The organism is Actinomadura livida (assembly GCF_014648675.1).
Lineage (GTDB): Bacteria > Actinomycetota > Actinomycetes > Streptosporangiales > Streptosporangiaceae > Spirillospora > Spirillospora livida.
Genome location: NZ_BMRO01000003.1, coordinates 343941 through 365391, shown reverse-complemented (window position 1 = coordinate 365391; position 21451 = coordinate 343941). Strand labels below are relative to the sequence as shown.

The window sequence follows — 21451 nt, the reverse complement described above, 5'->3', positions numbered from 1 at the left end:
CTCCGCGGCGCACGCCGGCGGCCGCCCGGTGCTGATCGGCACCGGCGACGTCGCCGAGTCCGAGCGGCTGGCGCGCCGGCTGCGCCGCGCCGGCCTCGACCCGGTCGTGCTCAACGCCAAGAACGACGCCGAGGAGGCCGCGATCATCGCCGAGGCCGGGGCGTACGGCGCGATCACCGTCTCCACCCAGATGGCCGGGCGCGGCACCGACATCCGCCTCGGCGGCAGCCCCGCGCGGGGCGCCGGCGGCGCGCCCGCGGCCCCCGGCACCGCCTCCGCCGAGGCCGGGGGGAGCGACCACGACCGCGTCGCGGCGGCGGGCGGCCTGCTGGTCATCGGGACCGGCCGCTACCACAGCAGCCGCCTGGACGACCAGCTCCGGGGCCGCGCCGGACGCCAGGGCGACCCCGGCGGCTCGGTGTTCTTCACCAGCCTCCAGGACGACCTCGTCACCCGCTACGCGCCCGACGAACGGCCGAAGGCGGCCTCGGACGACGACGGGCTCATCACCGACAAGGGCGCCCACTGGATCGTCGGGCACGCCCAGCGCGTCGCCGAGGGCGTCGACCTCGAACTGCACCGCAACACCTGGCGGTACAACCACCTGATCGGCCTGCAGCGCCGCGAGCTGCTCGCGGAGCGCGACGCCGTCCTGAACGGCGACGCCGCCGACCAGACGATGGCGGCGGAGGCCGCCGAGCGGCACGCCGAGCTGACCGGGATCGCGGGCGCGGACGCGGTGGCGGCCGCGGCGCGGCAGATCGTCCTGTACCAGCTGGACCGCTGCTGGGCCGAGCACCTGGCCTACCTCGCGGACCTCCGCGAGGGCATCCACCTGCGGTCGCTCGGCCGCGGCCTCGACCCGCTGGTCGAGTTCAACCGGGAGGCGGTTCCGGCGGGCAAGCGGCTCCTCGGCGACGCCCGGAAGCGCTCGGTCGCCGCGTTCGAGGCGCTCACCGCCTCCGCGGACGGCATCGACCTCGACTCCGCGGGGCTCAAGCGGCCGTCGGCGACGTGGACGTACCTCGTCCACGACAACCCCTTCGGCTCGCTGGACGAACGCGCCCTGCGCGGCCTGATCAACATGTTCAAGGGCCGCCGCCGCTGACCCGTCAGCGGCCGCTCGGGAGGCCCGTGTCAGGGAGGCCCGTGTCAGGGATGATCGCGTCGGCGGCGGCGCGGGCCTTCGCGGCGGCGTCGCGGACGCCGCCGACGCTGAACGCGACCACCGCGCCCTCGTGCAGGATGAGCAGCTGGTCGGCCAGGGCGCCGGCCGCGTCTCCGGTCAGGCCGGCGTAGAGGTCCCTGATCCATGCCTTCTGCTCGGCGGCGACCGCGTGGACCGGGTGGCCGGGGTCGGGCAGTTCGGCGCAGGCGTTCACCATCGAGCAGCCGCGCGCGGACTCGGTGCTCAGCCAGTCGCCGAGCGCGTCGAACGTGGCGAGGACGCGCTCCCTGGCGTCCGGGACGGCGGCGAGCCGGCCGGTCAGGAACTCGCGCCAGCGCTCGTCGCGGGCGCGCAGGTAGGCGAGGATCAGCGCGTCCTTGGAGCCGAACCGGTCGTAGACGGTCTTCTTGGTGACCCCCGCCTGGGCGGCGATCAGCTCCATGCCGACCGAGCCGATGCCGCGCTCGTAGAAGAGCTCGTTCGCGGCCTGGAGCACGCGCCGGGCGGCGGGTGTGAGCGGCCGGTCCTGCGCGGTGTCGGCGGGCATGGTGCCGGGCATGTGGCCCCCTTCCCTCGGAGTACACCACAAGTATACATACCGGTATAGCTACCATGTACCTATACCGGTATGTATACCTGGGGAGGGATCATGGCAGTGCGCCATCCGGACACCCTGCTCGGCGCCGCCTTCGTCGTCACCTGGAGCTCCGGCTTCATCGGCGCGGAGCTCGGCACCGGCGCGGCTCCCGCGAGCGCGCTGCTCGCCTGGCGGATGATCCTCGCCGCCGTGCTCCTCGCCGCCCTGCTGGCCTGGCGGCGCCGCCGGATCCCGCCCCGGGACCTCGCCCTGCACGCCGTCATCGGGACGCTGGGGCAGGGCGGCTACCTGTACGGCGTCTTCGCGGCGGTCGACCACGGCGTCGCCGCCGGCATCAGCAGCCTGATCGCGGCCCTCCAGCCGCTCGTCGCGGTCGCCGTCGCCGTCCCGCTCCTCGGGGAGCCGATCACCCGGCGGCAGCTCGCCGGATTCGTCGGCGGCCTCGCCGGGGTGGCCCTCGTCGTCGGCGGCGACCTGCGCGGCGGCGCCCCCGCCTGGGCGTACCTGCTCCCGTTCGGCGCGATGCTCGCGCTGGTCGCCGCGACCCTCGTCGAGCGGCGCGCCCGCCCGGCCGTCGCGCTGCCCGAGGCCCTCGCCGTGCAGGCCGTCGTCGCCACGGTCCTGTTCTCCGGCCTCGCCGGCGCCGAGGGCACGCTCGTCCCGCCCGCCGAGCCGGTCTTCTGGGCGGCCGCGGCCCTGCTCGTCCTCGTCGCGATGTTCGGCGGGTACGGGCTGTACTGGGTCAACGTCCGCCGGACCGGCGTCACCCGGGTCTCGGCGCTGCTGTACCTCACCCCGCCGACCACGATGGTCTTCGGCTGGCTGCTGTTCGGCAGCACCCTGACCCCGCTCTCGCTCCTCGGCGTCCTGGTGTGCGGCGCCGCCGTCGCCGTCGCGCTGCGGGGCCCGGCGGATCAGGCGCGCAGCCGCAGCCCGCGGGGCGTCGGGTGGAAGCCCGCCGACTCCAGCGCGGCGGCCAGCGGCGAGTCGGCGATCGCCGCGCCGTCGGCGCGCTCGACCGTCAGCTTGCCGAGGACGCCCTCCCGGACCGCGAGCGCGAGCGCGTCCACCGCCGGCCGCAGGACGCCGGGATCGTCGTCCCAGGTCAGCAGCGAACGGCCGCCCCGCTCGACGTAGAGGACGAGCCGGCCCTCGGTGAGCACGACCAGCGCCCCCGCCTTGCGGCCCGGCTTGTGCCCGCTCGCGACCTCGTCGTCGCGCTCCGGCCAGGGCAGCGCCGCGCCGTACGGATTAGCCGGATCGGCGGCCGCCAGGACGAGGGCACGGCCGTCGGCTCTGGAGGGCGTCTCCCAGAGCGCGGAGATGTCGTCCGGGGGAGCGGGCTGCGCCGGCCGGAGCGCGCGGAGCCGGTCGACGGCGCCCGGCAGCGCGAACTGGGCCGCGCCGAGGCCCTCGACGAAGTAGCCGCGCCTGCAGCGGCCGGTCTCCTCGAACGCGCGCAGGACCGGGTACACGGCGGAGAACCCGCCCGGCGTCCGCTCCGCCGCGACCGCGCCGCGGATGACGATGCCGTACCGCTCCAGCAGCGCCTCCGCGAGGGCGTGCGACCGGAGGGTCGCGGCGGCCTCGCGTCCGGGGAGGGTCCACCAGCGTCCCGCGACCGTGGGCGGGCCCGTCCTGGACGGCAGGACGGGACGGCCGCGCCGGGTCGTCCGGGAGCGGTGCGTCGGACGGCCCGAGCCGAGCGCTGCGCGCAGCGAGGCCAGCGTGTCGTTGGTGAGATGCCCGGCCCAGACGAGGTCCCACACGGCGGTGACGAGATCGGCGTCGGCGGCGGTCACGTGCGCGTTCACCCGGTCGGACAGGGAGCGGAAGAACAGCGCGCCGCCGTCGCCGAGCGCGTCGAGCACGGCCTGGTGCGCGGGCGTCAAAGTGATCTCGGCGGGCTCCGGCATGAGGAGCGGGGCGGTGTCGGCCAGGTAGAGCGCCACCCAGCCGTCGCCGCCCGGCAGGCCGCCCTGGCCCGCCCACACGACCTCGCCCGCGGAGGTCAGCTCGTCCAGCATGGCCGGGGTGTAGCCCGGGACCCGCGACGGCAGGATCAGCGACTCCAGCGCCGACGCGGGCACGGCGGCGCCCTGCAGCTGCTCGACGGCCTGGACGAGCGCGTCGATGCCGCGCAGCCGCGACCCGCCCGCGATGCCGTGCCAGGCGGGCAGGAAACGGCCGAGCGACTCCGGCGGGGACGGCTCCACCTCGGCGCGCAGCCGGGCCAGGGACCGGCGCCGGAGCGTCCGCAGCACACCCGTGTCGCACCACTCGCTCGTCAGCGGGCCCGTCACGGCCTCGACGGGCAGGAACTCGCCCTCGACGACGCGTCCCGCGCCCGCCAGCCTCCGCAGCGTCTCGGCGACCACGGCGACGCCCAGCCCGAAGCGCGCGGCCGGCGCGCCCGCGCGGAACGGGCCGTGCGTGCGCGCGTACCGGGAGACCAGGTCGCCGAGCGGGTCGTCCACCGGTTCGAGGAACGCCTCGGGGACGCCCACGGGCAGCGGCGCGCCGAGCGCGTCGCGGAGCCGGCCCGCGTCCTCGACGGCCGCCCAGCGCTCCTCCCCGGCGATCCTGACGCGGATGACCCGCCGCGTCGCCTCCAGCTCCTCCAGCCACCGCGACACCTGCACCAGCACGTCGGCTGCGCCTTCCGGTGCGTCCGCGGGGAGGGTGCGCTCGGCCGCCTCCGCCGTCGTGAGCGGGCCGAGGCCGCGCAGGAGGTCGGCGGCGCCCTCCAGGTCGCGGGCGCGGCGGTCGGCGGCGAGGCGCTGCAGTTCGCGTTCGGTGTCGGCCACGGCCTCGGGGTCGAGGAGCTCGCGGAGATCGGCCTGGCCGAGCAGCTCGGACAGCAGCGCCGAGTCGAGCGCGAGCGCCTGCGCGCGGCGTTCGGCGAGGGGGGAGTCGCCCTCGTACATGAACGCGCCGACGTAGTGGAACAGCAGGGAGCGGGCGTAGGGGGACGGCTCGGGCGTCTCCACCTCCACCATGCGGATCCTGCGTCCGGACACGTCGCGCATCAGCTGCACCAGGCCGGGGACGTCGAACACGTCCTGCAGGCACTCGCGCATCGTCTCCAGCACGATCGGGAACGACGGGTACTTGCTCGCGACGGCCAGCAGCTGCGCGGCGCGCTGGCGCTGCTGCCAGAGCGGCATGCGCCGGTCCGGGCGGCGGCGGGGGAGCAGCAGCGAACGCGCCGCGCACTCGCGGAACCGGGCCGCGAACAGGGCCGAGCCGCCCAGCTCGTCCACGACGATGCGCTCGATGTCGTCGGCGTCGAAGACGGCCAGGTCAAGCCCGGGGGGCTCGTCCATGTCGGGGATGCGGATGACGATGCCGTCGTCGGCGTGCATGGCCTGCGCGTCGACGCCGTACCGTTCGCGCAGGCGGCCCGCTATGGCCAGGGCCCACGGCGCGTGCACGCGGGCGCCCAGCGGGGAGTGGACGACCATCCGCCAGTCGCCGAGTTCGTCGCGGAACCGCTCGACCACCATCGTCCGGTCGTCGGGGATGTGCCCGGTCGCCTCCCGCTGCTCGCCCACGTACGAGACGAGGTTGGCGGACGCCCAGGCGTCGAGGCCGGCGGCGGAGACGCGCTCGCGGGCGTCGTCGGCGGGAAGCCCGGCCAGCTCGCGGGTGAACGAACCGAGCGCGCGCCCCAGCTCGGCGGGGCGGCCGAGGGTGTCGCCGTGCCAGAACGGCAGCTTCCCGGGCTGGCCCGGAGCGGGCGAGACGAGGACGCGGTCGGGCGTGATGTCCTCGATGCGCCACGAGCTGGCACCGAGGACGAACACGTCGCCGACGCGCGACTCGTACACCATCTCCTCGTCGAGCTCCCCGACCCTGGACGCCTTCTCGCCGACCAGGAAGACGCCGAACAGGCCGCGGTCGGGGATCGTCCCGCCGCTGGTCACGGCGAGGCGCTGCGCCCCTGGGCGGTCGTGCAGGACGCCGGTGACGCGGTCCCACACCAGGCGCGGGCGCAGCTCGCCGAACTCGTCGCTCGGGTAGCGCCCGGCGAGCATGTCCAACGTCGCCTCAAGCGCCGAGCGGGGGAGCGTGGCGTAGGGGGCGGCGCGCTTGACGAGCGACTCCAGGTCGTCGACGGTCCACTCGTCCATGGAGACCATGGCGACGATCTGCTGGGCGAGGACGTCGAGCGGGTTGCGCGGGTAGCGCAGCTCCTCGATCTCGCCGCCCCGCATGCGCTCGGCCACCACCGCCGTCTGGACGAGGTCCCCCCGGTACTTGGGGAAGATCACGCCCTTGGACACGGCGCCGACCTGGTGGCCGGCGCGACCGACCCGCTGGAGGCCGTTGGCCACCGACGGCGGCGACTCCACCTGGACGACGAGGTCGACGGCGCCCATGTCGATGCCCAGTTCGAGGCTCGACGTCGCGACCACGGCCGGTAGCCGGCCTTCCTTGAGGGCGTTCTCGATACCGGCCCGTTCCTCCTTGGAGACGGAACCGTGATGCGCGCGGGCGATCTCCAGGGGCGCCCCCCTGGCCGTGCCCGCCTGAGCCATGGTGGCCGCCGGGGTGTGGTCCTCGGGGAGGGCGTCGCCGGTGGCGCGCTCGTAGGCGAGCTCGTTCAGGCGGCCGCACAGGCGCTCGGCCAGCCGCCGCGAGTTGGCGAACACGAGCGTCGAGCGATGGGCCTCGATGAGGTCGAGCAGGCGGTCCTCGACGTGGGGCCAGATGCTGCGCTGGCGCGGGTCGGCCGTGCCCGAGTCGTCGACGAACCGCCCCACCTCGCCCATGTCCTCCACGGGGACGACGATGTCGAGGTCGAAGACCTTGTCGGAAGGCGGCTGGACCACCGCCGCGGGCCTGGGCCCGCCCAGGAAAGCCGCCACCTCGTCAGTGGGCCGCACCGTCGCCGACAGGCCGATCCGCTGGGCGGGCCGTTCGAGGAGGGCGTCGAGACGTTCGAGGGACAGCGCCAGGTGCGCGCCCCGCTTGGTGCCCGCCACCGCGTGCACCTCGTCCACGATGACCGTCTCGACCCCGCGGAGCGACTCGCGCGCCCGCGAGGTGAGGATCAGGAACAGCGACTCGGGCGTGGTGATCAGGATGTCCGGCGGCTTGACGGCCAGCCGGCGGCGCTCATCGGCGGGGGTGTCGCCCGACCGCATGCCCACCCGGACACCCGGCTCGGGCAGCCCGAGGCGGCGCGCCGCGTGCCGGATGCCGGCCAGCGGTGCGCGCAGGTTGCGCTCCACGTCCACGGCGAGGGCCTTCAGCGGCGATACGTACAGCACCCGGCAGCGCCGCAGGGCCTCCTCCGGAACCGGACCTGTGGCGAGCCGGTCGAGGGACCACAGGAATGCGGCCAGGGTCTTGCCGGAGCCGGTCGGCGCCACGACGAGCGTGTTGTCGCCGCTCGCGATCGACTCCCAGGCGCCCGCCTGGGCGGGGGTTGGCGCGGCGAAGGCGCCGGAGAACCACTCACGGGTCGCCGGGGAGAAGCGTTCGAGCACGTCACCGCCCATGCCGCCATAGTGCCCCCTCGGTACGACAGTTCGACGGTTCGAGCCGGGAGGTGGCGTGCGTCACATTGTAAGCAAGCGCTTGTACGGGCAGGGTCTACGGGTAGACGCACGCCCCCACCGGAGTCTTCATGCCTTACGTCATGCTCGCACTCGGGATCCTGTTCGCGCTGGTCGCCCTCAACGCGCACGCCCCCCGGCGCAGCGCGCTCCTGCTCGCGCCGAGCTTCTTCTGCGGCTGGCTGACGATCGAGATGGCGCCGCACGCCGTCGTCACCTGGGCGGCCGCGACCGCGCTGACGGCGGGGTTCGGCGGACTGGACGGCTGGCCGGGCTGGGTCGGGTTCGCCCTGGCGATCCTCGGCATCGCGGGCGTCGCCGCGACCATCGTCGCCTCACGCCGTACGGTCGTCACCCTCCGGGACAGCGGCGCGCCCCTCGACCTGGACCCCGAAGATGCGCCCCGGTACCCGCTGGCACACCTGATCGTGCCGCAGCTGTGCCTGATCCCGCGCAAGGGCGTTCGGGTGGAGCGCAACGTCGTGTTCCACGAGGACGGCCGGCTGCGGTTGAAGCTGGACGTCTTCCAGCCCGCTGCCGAACGTCCCGACGGTGAGTTGCGCCCCGGGCTCATGCAGATTCATGGCGGCGCCTGGGTGATCGGGGACAAGCGTGAGCAGGGCCTGCCGCTGCTCAACCACATGGCGCTCCAGGGTTGGGCGGGCTTCAACGTCAACTACCGGCTTAGCCCACGCGCCACGTTTCCCGACCATCTGATCGACCTGAAGCGGTTCCTCGCCTGGTACAGGGAGCACGCCGAGGAGTACGGCGCCGACCCTGACTTCCTGTGCGTCACGGGTGGTTCCGCCGGTGGACACCTCACGGCCCTGGTGGCGTTGACCGCGAACGTGCCGGAGTTCCAGCCGGGCTTCGAGGACGTCGACACCACCGTCCAGGGTGCAGTTCCGTTCTACGGCGTCTACAACCTCTTCGAACCCGGGCCGTGGCCCCGCCCAATGGGCGCCACGCGCCTCATGGAACGCATGGTCATCAAGAAGCCCTTCGCAGAGAACCAGGAGGCGTACGCCAAGGCGTCCCCTATCACTTACATCGGCAAGGACGCGCCGCCCTTCTTCGTCATCCACGGGGACCGCGACTCACTCATCCCCGTGGCGGAGGCCCACCGATTCGTCGAACGCCTCCGGGAAGTCTCAGAGGCACCCGTCATCTACGCCGAGATGAAGGGCGCCCAGCACGCGTTCGACGTCTTCCCCTCCTACCGGACGGCCCGTGTCATCGAGGGCGTCGAGCGCTACCTGACCGGGCTCCACCGGCAGTACCGCCAGGGGACCCCGCCGGCCGTCCCAGGAGAGGTCTCGGATTCCGTGGACGGCGCGTCCGCCCGGCCCCGGGCCACGGCGGCGGAATGAGCCCCCTGCCGTCCGATAGCGTGGAACCGTGCGGCTCACAGTGTTCTGGGATCGGATGAACCAGCAGTTCGGCGCCACCTACGCCCAAAGCGTGGCCAAGGACTACGTCATGTCCGAGCTGAACGGCCGCACCATCGAACAGGCCCTCGCCGACGGGGAACCGCCCAAGAAGGTCTGGCAGGCGGTCGTCGCCACCTTCGACGTCCCCTCGAAACTCCAATAGGCGGCGCGCGGCGGTGGCCTGACTCCGCGCGGGTCAGTCCGGGACGGGCAGGTGGGCGTACAGGTCCATCGCGTCCACGGACGACGGCAGGTCGCTGACCTGGCCGTCGCCGACCTCGACGACGCGCCACACGCCGTCCGTCCGCCGCGCCAGGTCGGTCGTGATGAACCGGCAGCCCAGCGCGCGCACGGCCGGGGCGACCGTGTCCAGGTCGGGGTCCAGTTCCACGCCCGGACTGTCGGGGTGCGGGCCGACCAGCGCCGGCTCACCGTCCACCCACCACACGCGAGCCTCGCCCTCGCCTTCGTACTGCTCGAATTCGCGCACGACGAGACCGCCCGCCAGATGGTCGTCCCGCAGCGCGACCATCTTCGAGGCGACGTCGTGCAGCTGCCCGAGGTTCTTCACGTCGGGGACGAAGCACGCCTCCTCCCACTCGTGCTTGCACGACTTCACATAGTCCTTCACCACGCCCGGCCCACCGCGCAGCGGCCGTACGAGCTCTTTCAGCTCGCTCAGCTCGCCGGGGCTCTGGCCGGCGCGCAGGGGCCGCCACACGCTGTGCGGGGTCAGCCCGGCGAACGTGTCGTGCCAGCCCGGCAGCTCGTGCGCGCGCCTGTAGTCGTCCGGATGCGTGAGCAGCACCGTCCCGCGCTGCTTCAGCACGGCGAAGACCGCGGCGTACTCGTCCCCGGTGAGCATCCACCCGCGGTACCAGATCGGCCCCAGGTCGTCGGGCACCGCCCGGACCGCGTCGTCCACGTCGCCGCGTCGCAACGCGTCATGATCGAGCAGGGCGATCTCGCCGTAGTGGTCGCGCACGGCCGCGGCCTCGCGCAGAAAGTGCGGGTCAACGCGCCGAGGGTGGATCGGATCGACGCAGAAGAGAACGGTCAGCGTCATGATTGGAACCCTCCGTGGACGGCGCCAGCGTACGGGGTCGGGACCATGGAACGCACGGAGATTCCCACCCGAATCGCCCAACCGGCCGATGATCGAACTTATGTTCGGTAAGCTGGCCCGGTGCCGCGGCGTCGTCCACAATCGCGCCCGGGCCTCGCAAAGTGTCGGAGGCCCGCCGTAACGTCGCCCTCGACATCGCAGTCAGCGGCCGAGAGCCGACAGTCACGACGAGAAGGACATCTCACATGGCAGCGAACGACCGGGAGAAGGCTCTCGAAACCGCACTCGCCCAGATCGAGCGGCAGTTCGGCAAGGGGTCGGTCATGCGGATGGGCGAGGAGGCGCGGGCGCCGGTCGAGGTGATCCCCAGCGGCGCGATCTCCCTCGACATCGCGCTCGGCATCGGCGGCCTGCCCCGCGGCCGCGTCGTCGAGGTCTACGGCCCGGAGGGCTCCGGCAAGACGTCCATCGCGCTCCACGCCGTGGCCAGCGTCCAGAAGAAGGGCGGCATCGCCGCGTTCGTGGACGCCGAGCACGCCCTCGACCCCGAGTACGCGGCCGCCCTCGGCGTGGACATCGACGCCCTGCTCGTGATCACCGACATGCTGATCCGCTCCGGCGCGATCGACATCGTCGTCATCGACTCCGTCGCCGCGCTCGTCCCCCGCGCCGAGATCGAGGGCGAGATGGGCGACAGCCACGTCGGCCTCCAGGCCCGCCTCATGTCGCAGGCCCTGCGCAAGCTCACCGGCGCCATCAACACCACCAAGACGACCGCCCTCTTCATCAACCAGCTCCGCGAGAAGGTCGGCGTCATGTTCGGGAGCCCCGAGACGACCACCGGCGGCCGGGCGCTGAAGTTCTACGCCTCCGTCCGGCTGGACGTCCGCCGCATCGAGACCCTCAAGGACGGCACCGAGGCCGTCGGCAACCGCGTCCGGGTCAAGGTCGTCAAGAACAAGATGGCCCCGCCGTTCCGCGTCGCCGACTTCGACCTGCTCTACGGCCAGGGCATCAGCCGCGAGGGCGGCCTGATCGACCTCGGCGTGGAGCACGGCTTCGTCCGCAAGTCCGGCGCCTGGTACACCTACGACGGCGACCAGCTCGGCCAGGGCAAGGAGAACGCCCGCAACTTCCTCAAGGCCAACCCCGACATGGCCGACGGCATCGAGAAGAAGATCAAGGAGAAGCTCGGCATCGGCCCGAAGGTCGACCGGGAGGCCGAGCCCGCCGCCCCGGACGCCGCCGCGGCGCCCGCGCCGCCGGAGGCCGCCGCCAAGACCACCGGCCGGAAGACGGCCAAGGCCAAGCCGGGTGACTCCTGACGGGGAATCCCACGATAAGGGTGACTCCTGACGAAGAGTGGGCGATGATCTCGTATGCAGGGCGGCGGCGCCTTATCCGGCATCGCACGATCGGTGCGCGGACCTTCCCCGACGGCGCCGCCGCTCCCACGGCCCGCCCGCCGCACCTTCGGGTGAGGACGACCACCGGTGGATGACCCCGGCGCCAAGACGCCCCGCGGCAAGCGGGGCGGGCACGCGGCGGATCCCGAGGGGGCCGCGCGGGACATCTGCCTGCGGATGCTGTCCAGGTCGCCGCGCACCCGCGCGCAGCTGGCCGACGCCCTGCGCCGCAAGGACGTCCCGGACGACGTCGCGGAGCGGGTCCTCGGCCGCTTCACCGACGTCGGCCTCATCGACGACGAGGCGTTCGCGAAGGCCTGGGTCCAGTCCCGCCACACCGGCCGCGGCCTGGCCAGGCGGGCCCTCGCCCACGAACTCCGCCGCCGCGGCGTCGCGGACGAAACCGTCAACGACGCCGTCGAGTCCCTCGACACCGACCGGGAGGAAGCGACCGCCCGCACCCTCGTGGCCCGCAGACTCCCGTCCACGAGGGGCGTCGACCCCGCCAAACGCATGCGCCGCCTGGTAGGCATGCTCGCCCGCAAGGGCTACCCACCCGCCCTCGCCTACCGAGTAGTAAAGGAGGCCCTAGCCCAAGAGGGCACGGCCCCAGACGACCTCCCCGACCCCCCAGACTGACCCACCCCACGCCTCCGCCCGCGCAATGCTTCCGGCCTGACAAAGCCCGACCGCCAAGGGCGGTGCAAGCGAGCACCGCTTGCTCATTACCTCTGGGCCGCTTACCGTTACGGCAGTGAGGAGTTACTCCGCGTCTCGCGGATTGCCATACGACCGAGCACGTTCCAGCAGCTGAGAGGCATACAGGACACGTTCGTCGACCGGATACGGCCGAATCACCGGGGGCGCGTAGCGCGCTGCCCGGCGGTGTCATGCATCCGGCCGTCCGATGAGCGCGGGTAAATCCTCGCTAGGCAGGGTCCGGACTCCTGACGGGCCCGCGGCGAGGAAGGATCGACCTCATGGAGAGCGTCCTGCTGGGTGCAGCGCTGCTGGTGGCCCTGGTCGCTCTCGTGATCATCGTTCTATGGCGTCCGGGCACGGCGGGGAAGGCCGCGGCGGAGCTGGCCCGCGCGCAGAGCGAGGCCGACGAGATCCGCTCCAAGGCCAAACGGGACGCCGAAGAGGTCCTGGGGAACGCCGAACGCGACGCGCAGCGGATCGCGTCCGACGCGCGCGCGAAGGCCGAGGAGGAGGGCCAGGCCCTCCGCGACGACCTGCGGAACGTCCGGGAGGACCTGGAGCGCCGCGAGGCGCGGCTCGCGGAGCGGGAGCAGCGGCTGGACGGGGAGCTGCGGCGCCTGGAGCAGTGGCAGGGGCGGCTCACTGAAACGAAGAAGGCCCTCGAAGTCCGCGAAAGGGAACTGGACGGCGTCGCCGAGGAGCGCCGCAAGGTCCTGGAGCGCGCGGCCGGCCTCACCGCCGGCCAGGCCAGGGCCGAGCTCGTCGCGGCGATCGAGAACCAGGCCAAGCGGGAGGCCATCCCGATCACCCGCGAGATCGAGAACGCGGCGCGCGCCGAGGGCGACAAGCGCGCCCGCAAGATCGTGACGCTGGCGATCCAGCGGGTCGCCAGCGAGCAGACGGCCGAGTCGGTCGTGTCGGTGCTGCATCTGCCGAGCGACGAGATGAAGGGCCGCATCATCGGCCGCGAGGGCCGCAACATCCGCGCGTTCGAGACCACCACCGGCGTCAACCTGATCATCGACGACACGCCCGAGGCGGTGCTGCTGAGCTGCTTCGACCCGGTGCGGCGCGAGGTCGGGCGGCTGACGCTGGAGAAGCTCGTCCTGGACGGCCGGATCCACCCCCAGCGCATCGAGGAGATCTACGAGCGCAGCAAGAGCGACGTGGAGCAGCTGTGCGTGCGCGCCGGGGAGGACGCGCTCGTCGAGGTCGGCATCGCCGACATGCACCCGGAGCTCATCGCGCTGCTCGGCCAGCTGCGGTACCGCACGTCCTACGGGCAGAACGTCCTGAAGCACCTGATCGAGTCCGCGCACATCGCGGGCATCATGGCGAGCGAGCTGCGGCTCCCGGTGGACATCGCCAAGCGCGGGACGCTGCTGCACGACATCGGCAAGGCGCTGACCCACGAGGTCGAGGGCAGCCACGCGCTGATCGGCGCGGAGATCGCCCGCCGCTACGGCGAGCCCGAGGACGTCGTCCACGCCATCGAGGCGCACCACAACGAGGTCGAGGTCCGCACGGTGGAGGCGGTGCTGACGCAGGCCGCGGACGCCGTCAGCGGCAGCCGCCCGGGGGCGCGCAGAGAGTCCCTGGAGGCGTACGTCAAGCGGCTGGAGCGGCTGGAGGAGATCGCCCGCGACAAGCACCCCGGCGTGGAGAAGGTCTTCGCGATGCAGGCCGGCCGGGAGATCCGGGTGATGGTCAAACCCGACGCCGTCGACGACATCCAGGCCCAGGTCATCGCCCGCGACATCGCCAAGCAGGTCGAGGACGAGCTGACGTACCCGGGGCAGATCCGCGTCACCGTCGTCCGGGAGTCGCGCGCCACCGAGTTCGCCCGCTGACTCCGCGGACGCCCGGCCCCAGGGCGGGTGGCTGAGGGCGGCTGGGCCCGTCCGCCGGCGCGGGGGCGGACGGGCGGGTATCAGCCGACCGTCAGTTGGATCGGTTCCACACCGCGGGGCTCGAAGCCGAGGGTCTGGCCGTAGAACGCCAGCTCGGCCTCCAGGCAGCGGATGACGGTGTCGGCCCGGCGGAAGCCGTGCGATTCGCCCTCGAACGTGAGGTAGGCGTACGGCATCTTCTTCCCGGCCAGCGCCAGCGCGAAGCGCTCGGACTGGTCGGGCGGCACCACCGGGTCGTTGAGGCCCTGCAGCAGCAGGACCGGGCAGGCCGTCCTGTCGGCGCTGCCGAGCGGCGAACGCTCCTCGTAGGCGCGCTCGAACCCGGGCAGCGGCCCGATCAGCCCGAACAGGTAGTGGGACTCGAAGTCGTGCGTGGCCTCGGCGAAGCTCTGCAGGTCGCTGATCCCGTAGTAGGACGTGGCGGCCTTGAAGACGTCGGTGCGGGTGATGGCGGCGAGCGTCGTCCAGCCGCCCGCGGAGCCGCCGCGGATCGCGAGCCGGGCGGGGTCGGCGATCCCGCCGTCGACGAGGGCCTGCGCGGCGGCGACGGCGTCCTCGACGTCCACGACGCCCCACTGGCGGCGCAGCCGCTCGCGGTAGGCGCGGCCGTAGCCGGTCGATCCGCCGTAGTTGACGTCGATGACGCCGATGCCGCGGCTGGTGAAGAACGCCCGCTCCAGGTCGAGGGTCGTGGAGACGTGCCCCGTGGGCCCGCCGTGCACGAACACCACGTACGGCGGCAGCTCGCCCTCGGGCGCGGCGGCCTCCGGGTTGGCGGGCGGGAAGACGTAGGCGTGGACGGGACGCCCGAACGGCCCCTCCAGCCGTTCGGCGCGCGGCCGCGACAGGTAGGCGACGTCGGGCAGCTCGGCCAGCTCGCGGCGCAGCCCCTCGACGCGGCCGGTGGTGGTGTCCACCCGCACGACGGACGTGGGCAGGTCGGGCCCGCCGGCGATGCCGACGATCGTCGTGCCGTCCGTGGACAGCTGCGGCTGCCAGTGCCCGTACGGCACCTCCAGGTCGGTGAGGTCCAGCGTCTCCGGGTCGTAGACGCCGAGGCGCAGGTCGCCCTCGCCGTGCAGGACGGCGAGGCGCCCGTCGCCGAGCAGCGCGTACGGCATGCCGCCGAGCTGCCACAGCGGGCCCGCGAACTCCTCCTCGGCCGGGTAGAGGGCCTGCGGCGACTCGCCGTGCAGGCCGACCTGGTAGATGTTCCACCAGCCGGGCCAGTCGGAGATGACGTAGAGGGACTCGTTGTCGCGCCACAGCGGCGCGAGCGCCGACTCCTTGAGGCCGCCCTTGACGGTGCGGGGCGCGACCGTGGCGCCGTCCTCGAGCGCCGCCACGCGGATCTCGGTGCCGTCCCACGGCATGCGCGGGTGGTTCCACTGCACCCACGCAAGGTGGCCGCCGCCGGGCGACGGGGCGGGCGAGGCGTAGAAGTCGGCGCCGGTGACCAGTTCGCGGATCGCGCCGGCGTCGTCGGCGGCGCTCCCGTCGAGGGGGACGGCCACGATCGCGCGCCTGATGCCCGTGGCGGGCTCGTCGGCCGCGGGGGCGTCCGCACCCTCGGCGCCCTCGGGCTCGGCCCGCGGCGCGGCGATGTGGCCCTCGCAGACGCACCAGATCTCCGTGCCGTCGGGGGACAGGACGTAGTCGGCGAAGCGGAGCCCCGCCGGGACGGCCGGCTCGGGGGTCAGCGGGTACGGCTTCGGGTCACCCTCGTCGAGCCGGTGCAGCCGCTGGTCGTCGTAGTTGGAGAAGACGATCGACCGGCCGGCGGCGGTGCGGACCGGCAGGTACGACCGCCCGCCGTACTCGTGGACGCGGGTGCGGGCGTCCCACGGCGCCTGCAGCAGCTCGGTGCGGTGCCCGCCCTTGAGATGGATGACCGTCGTCCGCCCGCCCTCCTCGGGCCGCGTCTCCTGCCACCACACGTCGCTGCCCTCGACGGTGGGGAAGCTGAGGCGCAGCCGGGCGCGGGCGACGTCGGCCGCGGAGATGGGGGATGGCCATGAGCCATAGGGAAGGGTCGCACGAGCGGTCATACCAGGAATCGTCCCGCATACGGGGACGTGTTGGGGTGATGACGGGCCGTTTGACTTCGGAAAGATACAAGCGGGCCACCAGCCAACTCGCCGGTAACACGGTCGAGGGCGCCGCCCGGGGGGTGGCGGCGCCCTCCGCGGGCGGGTGCTCTCGTCAGGCGGCCCCGGGCTCACCGGTGGCCTGGCGCGTCATTCCGGGCGCCGGAGGCGGCCCGGACGAGCCGAGGGTCTTGGCCGAGGTCCTGCGGCTCCGGCGGCTCCGGCCCTCCAGCCACGTCGCGAGCCGGCTCAGCGACATGTTCATCGCGATGTAGATGATCGCGACGACGATCCCGGCCTGCAGGACGTTGTTGTGGTAGTTCGCGGGGACCTGCTTGAAGCCGGCCTGGAGGAACTCGCCGTAGGCGATGATGAACCCGAGGGCGGTGTCCTTCAGCAGGACGACGATCTGGCTGACGATCGCGGGCATCATCGCGGTGACGGCCTGCGGCAGCAGCACGAGCCGCATGACGCCGTTCTTGCGCAGGCCGACCGAGTAGGCGGCCTCCGACTGGCCCTTGGGCACCGCCAGGACGCCCGCCCGCACGATCTCGGCGAGCACCGCGCCGTTGTACATCACCAGGCCGAACACGACCGCGGCGAACGCGGGCACGGTCACGACGCCGGCGTTGCTCTCCACGCCGAAGATGAAGAAGAAGTAGTCGACCGACATCCGCTGGAGCTGGCCGAACGGGGACTCGGCGATCGCCGGGCTGATCTTGTTCGGCACGAAGAACGCCAGGAAGATCAGGATCAGCAGCGGGATGCCGCGGAAGAACTCGACGACGGCGCCGGCGGGGAGGCGGATCCACCAGTGGTCCGACAGCCGCGCCAAGCCGAACACGGCGCCGAAGATCAGCGCCAGCACGGTCGCGACGGCGGCGGCCTTCAGCGTGTTCAGCAGCCCCGGCAGGAGCAGGTGCCGCCAGACCGTCCACTCGGTGAACGGGGTCCACAGTTGCTTCTCGAACTGGCCCTTGGCCTGCAGCCGCCAGCAGAGCGCCGCCAGGATCGCGAGGAGCACGACCGACACCAGGACGCTCAGCAGCCTGTTCCGCTTGCGCGCCCGCGGGCCGGGGATGTCGAAGAGGACGTTCGCTTCCCTGCTCACCGCGCCACCGCCATCCGCTTGGCCAGCCAGCCGAAGAAGTACCCGGTCGGCAGGGTGAGGATCAGGAAGCCGATGGCGACGCCGAGGAACAGCGGGATCACGCCGTCGGAGAACGTCGGCTTGTCGACGATCGTCTTGGTCACCAGCGCGACCTCACCGTAGCTGGCCGCGGCGGCGACCGTCGTGTTCTTGATCATGGCGATGAGCACGCTGCCCATCGGCGCGATGATCGACCGGAACGCCTGCGGCAGGATGATCATCCGGAGCGACTGGGTGAACGTCAGCCCGATCGAGCGGGCCGCCTCGGCCTGCCCCAGCGGGATGGTGTTGATGCCCGAGCGCAGGGTCTCGCACACGAACGCCCCGGTGTACGCGGACAGTCCGACGACCGCCCACCAGTAGTAGGTCGTCGAGGAGACGCTGGAGAACTTCAGGGCGAGGATGTCGTTCAGCCCGAGGCTGCACATCAGCAGCACCAGCGTGAGTGGCGTGTTCCGGACGATGTTGACGTAGCCCGTGCCGAACTTGCGCATGACGGGCACGGGCGCGACGCGGAAGCTCACCATGACCGTGCCGATGATCAGGGAGAGCACCGCCGCGGCGCCCGCCAGGCGCAGGGTCGCCCAGAACCCCCGGAGGATCTCCCCGGAGTTCTCGAAGAACGGGGTGAAGTCAAACATTGCTCAGCTGTTCCATGGCGTTCCAAGGGGTCGGGGCAGGCCGGTGCGTCCCCGGGGGGACACGTCCTCGCGGGGACGCACCGGCGCGACCGGTCGGGCTCGGCCTGGGTCAGGAGCGGCGCCCGCGGCCGGGCGCGCCGCCTGCGGTCAGGCGCAGCCCTCCATCGTCGGGACCTCCTTGACGAGCTTCAGCCCGGTGCCGGCGAAGTGCTTGTCGAGGTACTGCCCGGCGGCGCCGTCGGAGTACATCTTGCTGATGGCCTTGTTCACGGCCTCGCAGGTCTCGGTGTCGCCCTTCTTCATGCCGACGCCGAACTTCTCGTCGGTGAAGGGGTCGTTGATGACCTTGAAGGAGCCCTTCTGCTGGTTGGCGAACCCGGCGAGGATCAGGTCGTCGGTGCTGACCGCGTCGAGGGCGCCGGACTTCAGCTTGCTCACGCACTCGGAGTAGCTCTGCGCGTCGACCAGCTTGACGCCGTCGATGTCGAGCTTGCCGTCCGGCGGCGGGTCGGTGATCCGGCGGAAGGAGTTGGACCCCGCCGCCTTGCACAGCCGCTTGCCCTTGAGGTCCGCGGCCTTCTTGATGTCGTTGTTGTCGGCGTTCACCATCGTGTCCTGGTGGGCCACGTAGTACGGGCCGCCGAACGTCACCTGCTGCTTGCGCGCCTCGGTGATGGAGTAGGTGGCCACGACGAGGTCGACCTGGCCGCCGCCGATGAACGACTCGCGGTTCGCGGAGGTCGTCTCCTTGAAGGTGATGCCGTCCTCGGGAACGCCCAGCTCCTTGGCGATGTACTTGGCGACGTCGACGTCGAAGCCGTCGAAGGTGCCGTCGGGCTTCTTCAGGCCCAGGGCCGGCTGGTCGAACTTGATGCCGATGGTCAGCTTCTTGTCGTCCTGCGCCTTCTGCAGGACCGTCTTGGCCTCGGTCTTCTCCGTGTCGCTGCCACACGCGGAAAGCGCCAGTGACAATGCCATCCCCGCCCCGATGAGGGCGCCGAAACGACGTACTCGCATTTCTCGTCCTACCTCTACTCTGCCGGAGCCCCGTGGCTCTGTGGACCATTCACATCCGCTGTGGACCGAACAGCTCAGGTTTCTGGATACATCGGGGAAAAGTGGATCAGTGGGTGAGGATCTTGGAAAGGAAGTCCTTCGCGCGGTCGGTGCGCGCGTTGGTGAAGAACTCGTTCGGCGTGTTCTCCTCCACGATCTGCCCGTCCGCCATGAACACGACCTTCTGCGCCGCCCTGCGGGCGAAGCCCATCTCGTGGGTCACGACGATCATCGTCATGCCCTCGCGGGCCAGGCCCGTCATGACGTCGAGGACCTCGTTGACCATCTCGGGGTCGAGCGCCGAGGTCGGCTCGTCGAAGAGCATCACCTTCGGCCGCATCGCGAGGGAGCGCGCGATCGCGGCCCGCTGCTGCTGGCCGCCGGACAGCTGGGCGGGGTACTTCTGCGCCTGGTTCGCGATGCCGACGCGGTCCAGCAGCTCCATCGCGTGCTTCTCGGACTCCTGCTTGCCCTGCTTGCGGACCTTGATCGGCCCGAGCGTGACGTTGTCCAGGATCGTCTTGTGCGCGAAGAGGTTGAACGACTGGAACACCATGCCGACGTCGGCCCGGAGCTTCGCGAGATCCTTGCCCTCCTTCGGCAGCTCCTTGCCGTCGACCAGGATCTTCCCGCTGTCGATGGGCTCCAGCCGGTTGATCGACCGGCACAGGGTCGACTTCCCGCCGCCGGAGGGGCCGATGACGACGACGACCTCTCCGGAGTTCACGGTCAGGTTGATGTCCCTGAGGACGTGCAGCTCCCCGAAATGCTTGTTGACGTTCTCGGCCACCACGAGGGGCCGGCCGCCCTCGGCGCCCCGCTCCGGGGCGGAGTCCCCAGGCCCGTCCTTGGTGAGGTCGGGTCCGCCTTCGCTGTCCGTCATGCGGTCGGACTTTACGTCATGCGCGACGGCGCGAAAGTTGCCGCGCGGTACCGATACGATCACGAATCCCCATGTCGGGCGGGGTTCGCCGTGGCGGAGAGTGATCATCGGAGGTCGCCCGCGTCGCAATGACCGGTTCGGTGATATCGCGTAAGACCCGTACCCTTGGTAACCGTCATGAGTGCGCCTATGAATACGGCTCCCCGTACGTACGAGATCCGTACTTACGGGTGCCAGATGAACGTTCACGACTCCGAGCGGCTGTCCGGTCTCCTGGAGGCGGCGGGGTACGTCCGCGCCGGCGACGCCGAGCCCGACGTGGTGGTGTTCAACACCTGCGCGGTGCGGGAGAACGCCGACAACCGGCTCTACGGCAACCTGGGCCATCTGCGGCCGGTCAAGGACGGTCATCCCGGTATGCAGATCGCCGTGGGCGGGTGCCTCGCGCAGAAGGACCGCGACACCATCGTCCAGCGCGCCCCCTGGGTGGACGTCGTGTTCGGCACGCACAACATCGGATCGCTGCCCGCGCTGCTGGAGCGGGCGCGCGTGCAGAGCGAGGCGCAGGTCGAGATCGAAGAGTCGCTGGTGACCTTCCCCTCGACGCTGCCGACGCGCCGTGAGTCGCCCTACGCCGCGTGGGTGTCGATCTCCGTGGGCTGCAACAACACGTGCACGTTCTGCATCGTCCCCTCGCTGCGCGGCAAGGAGAAGGACCGCCGCCCCGGGGAGATCCTCGCCGAGATCGAGGCGCTGGTCGGCGAGGGCGTCCTGGAGGTCACCCTCCTCGGCCAGAACGTCAACGCGTACGGCTCCGGTTTCGGCGCCCTCGCCGCCGCGCCGGACGAGGTCCGCGCGATGACGGCGGGCGGGGAGTCCGCGTTCGCGGGGCTGCTGAGGGCGTGCGGGGACGTCGAGGGCCTGGAGCGGGTCCGGTTCACCTCACCGCACCCGAAGGACTTCACCGACGACGTCATCGCCGCCATGGCCGAGACGCCGAACGTGATGCCGTCGCTGCACATGCCGCTGCAGGCGGGGTCGGACGCGGTGCTGCGCGCGATGCGCCGCTCGTACCGGCAGGAGCGCTACCTCGGCATCATCGACAAGGTCCGGGCCGCCATCCCGGACGCGGCGATCACCACCGACATCATCGTGGGCTTCCCCGGGGAGACCGAGGCCGACTTCGAGGAGACCCTGCACGTGGTGCGGGAGGCCCGGTTCTCGTCGGCGTTCACGTTCCAGTACTCCAAGCGTCCGGGCACCCCGGCGGCGGCCATGGACGGCCAGCTGCCGAAGGAGGTCGTCCAGGAGCGGTACGAGCGGCTGGTCGCCCTCCAGGAGGAGATCTCCTGGGAGGAGAACAAGAAGCAGCTCGGCCGGACCCTGGAGGTCCTGGTGGCCGAGGGCGAGGGCCGCAAGGACCAGGCGACCCGCCGGCTGTCCGGCCGGGCGCCCGACAACCGGCTCGTCCACTTCGCCGTGCCGGAGGAGCCGGTCCGCCCCGGCGACATGGTCACGGTGGAGGTCACCTACGCCGCGCCGCACCATCTCGTCGCCGACAAGCCCGCGCGGGCCGTCCGCCGGACGCGGGCGGGCGACGCGTGGGAGGCGCGCCGGGCCGGGACGGACGGCCGGCAGGGCGTTTCGCTCGGAATGCCGTCGATCGGGCGTCCGGCGCAGGCCGACACGCCCGCGCCGGGCTGCGCCACCGTCTCCTGAACTCGGGCATGATCGAGGGTCGATCCCGCGTGCCGCCCCCGGCGGCGGTCGCGGGCCCTGTGTCAGGGAGG

15 protein-coding genes and 1 pseudogene are annotated in these 21451 nt (G+C 72.1%); 8 read left to right on the top strand and 8 right to left on the bottom strand.

Annotated elements, in window-relative coordinates:
- Window positions 1-1108: preprotein translocase subunit SecA (locus tag IEZ03_RS37685; RefSeq protein WP_444541867.1), on the top strand; the 1108-nt coding region annotated here is incomplete at its 5' end.
- 4 nt (window positions 1109-1112) lie between these two features.
- On the opposite strand, the gene IEZ03_RS08320 is transcribed toward IEZ03_RS37685, so the two are convergent.
- On the bottom strand, window positions 1113-1727 hold the full coding sequence (locus tag IEZ03_RS08320; protein ID WP_229808136.1) for a TetR/AcrR family transcriptional regulator: 615 nt from the start codon (window positions 1725-1727) through the stop codon (window positions 1113-1115).
- A 69-nt stretch (window positions 1728-1796) separates the two neighbouring features.
- On the opposite strand from IEZ03_RS08320, the pseudogene IEZ03_RS08315 reads away from it, so the two are divergent.
- Window positions 1797-2603 (top strand): annotated as a pseudogene (locus IEZ03_RS08315) (DMT family transporter); the annotation flags it as partial.
- Between the two features lie 77 nt (window positions 2604-2680).
- Here the strand turns inward: IEZ03_RS08315 and IEZ03_RS08310 are convergent.
- Window positions 2681-7273 (bottom strand): ATP-dependent helicase, encoded by a 4593-nt coding sequence (locus tag IEZ03_RS08310; protein ID WP_184886781.1) that lies wholly within the window; start codon window positions 7271-7273, stop codon window positions 2681-2683.
- 128 nt (window positions 7274-7401) lie between these two features.
- On the opposite strand from IEZ03_RS08310, the gene IEZ03_RS08305 reads away from it, so the two are divergent.
- Window positions 7402-8700 (top strand): alpha/beta hydrolase, encoded by a 1299-nt coding sequence (locus IEZ03_RS08305; protein WP_184886779.1) that lies wholly within the window; start codon window positions 7402-7404, stop codon window positions 8698-8700.
- Between the two features lie 28 nt (window positions 8701-8728).
- On the top strand, window positions 8729-8923 hold the full coding sequence (locus IEZ03_RS08300; protein ID WP_184886777.1) for a DUF3046 domain-containing protein: 195 nt from the start codon (window positions 8729-8731) through the stop codon (window positions 8921-8923).
- A gap of 33 nt (window positions 8924-8956) precedes the next feature.
- On the opposite strand, the gene IEZ03_RS08295 is transcribed toward IEZ03_RS08300, so the two are convergent.
- The gene (locus IEZ03_RS08295; RefSeq protein ID WP_184886775.1) at window positions 8957-9826 is read right to left on the bottom strand and encodes an ATP-grasp domain-containing protein; all 870 of its coding nucleotides are present in this window, start codon (window positions 9824-9826) and stop codon (window positions 8957-8959) included.
- Window positions 9827-10071: 245 nt separating this feature from the next.
- Here IEZ03_RS08295 and recA point away from each other — a divergent pair, with 245 nt between their 5' ends.
- The 3 genes from recA (at window position 10072) to rny (ending at window position 13784) form a co-directional block, all read left to right on the top strand.
- Window positions 10072-11151 carry a recombinase RecA gene (gene recA / locus IEZ03_RS08290; RefSeq protein ID WP_189241173.1) on the top strand — a complete coding sequence of 360 codons (1080 nt, stop codon included), beginning with the start codon at window positions 10072-10074 and terminating at the stop codon, window positions 11149-11151.
- A 168-nt stretch (window positions 11152-11319) separates the two neighbouring features.
- Window positions 11320-11871: a regulatory protein RecX gene (locus IEZ03_RS08285; RefSeq protein WP_229808135.1), complete on the top strand. Its 552-nt coding sequence runs from the start codon at window positions 11320-11322 to the stop codon at window positions 11869-11871.
- Between the two features lie 341 nt (window positions 11872-12212).
- Window positions 12213-13784, top strand: a complete 1572-nt coding sequence (gene rny / locus IEZ03_RS08280; protein WP_184886770.1) for a ribonuclease Y — start codon at window positions 12213-12215, stop codon at window positions 13782-13784.
- An 80-nt stretch (window positions 13785-13864) separates the two neighbouring features.
- Here rny and IEZ03_RS08275 read toward each other — a convergent pair whose 3' ends face one another.
- From IEZ03_RS08275 to IEZ03_RS08255, 5 genes are all read right to left on the bottom strand, one after another.
- Window positions 13865-15892, bottom strand: a complete 2028-nt coding sequence (locus tag IEZ03_RS08275) for a prolyl oligopeptidase family serine peptidase (protein WP_184886768.1) — start codon at window positions 15890-15892, stop codon at window positions 13865-13867.
- 154 nt (window positions 15893-16046) lie between these two features.
- Window positions 16047-17042, bottom strand: a complete 996-nt coding sequence (locus IEZ03_RS08270) for an amino acid ABC transporter permease (RefSeq protein WP_184886766.1) — start codon at window positions 17040-17042, stop codon at window positions 16047-16049.
- Window positions 17039-17722, bottom strand: a complete 684-nt coding sequence (locus IEZ03_RS08265; RefSeq protein ID WP_184886764.1) for an amino acid ABC transporter permease — start codon at window positions 17720-17722, stop codon at window positions 17039-17041. Before IEZ03_RS08265 ends, IEZ03_RS08270 begins: the two co-directional genes overlap by 4 nt.
- A 147-nt stretch (window positions 17723-17869) precedes the next feature.
- The gene (locus IEZ03_RS08260) at window positions 17870-18739 is read right to left on the bottom strand and encodes a glutamate ABC transporter substrate-binding protein (protein WP_184886762.1); all 870 of its coding nucleotides are present in this window, start codon (window positions 18737-18739) and stop codon (window positions 17870-17872) included.
- 106 nt (window positions 18740-18845) lie between these two features.
- Window positions 18846-19568, bottom strand: coding sequence for an amino acid ABC transporter ATP-binding protein (locus IEZ03_RS08255; protein WP_229808173.1), 723 nt, complete (start codon window positions 19566-19568; stop codon window positions 18846-18848).
- A gap of 282 nt (window positions 19569-19850) precedes the next feature.
- Between IEZ03_RS08255 and miaB the strand changes: the two genes are divergently transcribed.
- Window positions 19851-21380, top strand: coding sequence for a tRNA (N6-isopentenyl adenosine(37)-C2)-methylthiotransferase MiaB (miaB, locus tag IEZ03_RS08250; RefSeq protein WP_373293556.1), 1530 nt, complete (start codon window positions 19851-19853; stop codon window positions 21378-21380).
- The last annotated feature ends 71 nt before the right edge of the window (window positions 21381-21451 follow it).

What these genes read in the sequence shown, in the direction of transcription:
- IEZ03_RS08320 (WP_229808136.1), bottom strand. Translation starts at nt 1,727, where the DNA reads ATGCCCGGCACCATGCCCGCCGACACCGCGCAGGACCGGCCGCTCACA.
- IEZ03_RS08310 (WP_184886781.1), bottom strand. Translation starts at nt 7,273, where the DNA reads ATGGGCGGTGACGTGCTCGAACGCTTCTCCCCGGCGACCCGTGAGTGG.
- IEZ03_RS08305 (WP_184886779.1), top strand. Translation starts at nt 7,402, where the DNA reads ATGCCTTACGTCATGCTCGCACTCGGGATCCTGTTCGCGCTGGTCGCC.
- IEZ03_RS08295 (WP_184886775.1), bottom strand. Translation starts at nt 9,826, where the DNA reads ATGACGCTGACCGTTCTCTTCTGCGTCGATCCGATCCACCCTCGGCGC.
- recA (WP_189241173.1), top strand. Translation starts at nt 10,072, where the DNA reads ATGGCAGCGAACGACCGGGAGAAGGCTCTCGAAACCGCACTCGCCCAG.
- rny (WP_184886770.1), top strand. Translation starts at nt 12,213, where the DNA reads ATGGAGAGCGTCCTGCTGGGTGCAGCGCTGCTGGTGGCCCTGGTCGCT.
- IEZ03_RS08275 (WP_184886768.1), bottom strand. Translation starts at nt 15,892, where the DNA reads ATGACCGCTCGTGCGACCCTTCCCTATGGCTCATGGCCATCCCCCATC.
- IEZ03_RS08265 (WP_184886764.1), bottom strand. Translation starts at nt 17,722, where the DNA reads ATGTTTGACTTCACCCCGTTCTTCGAGAACTCCGGGGAGATCCTCCGG.
- IEZ03_RS08260 (WP_184886762.1), bottom strand. Translation starts at nt 18,739, where the DNA reads ATGCGAGTACGTCGTTTCGGCGCCCTCATCGGGGCGGGGATGGCATTG.
- miaB (WP_373293556.1), top strand. Translation starts at nt 19,851, where the DNA reads ATGAATACGGCTCCCCGTACGTACGAGATCCGTACTTACGGGTGCCAG.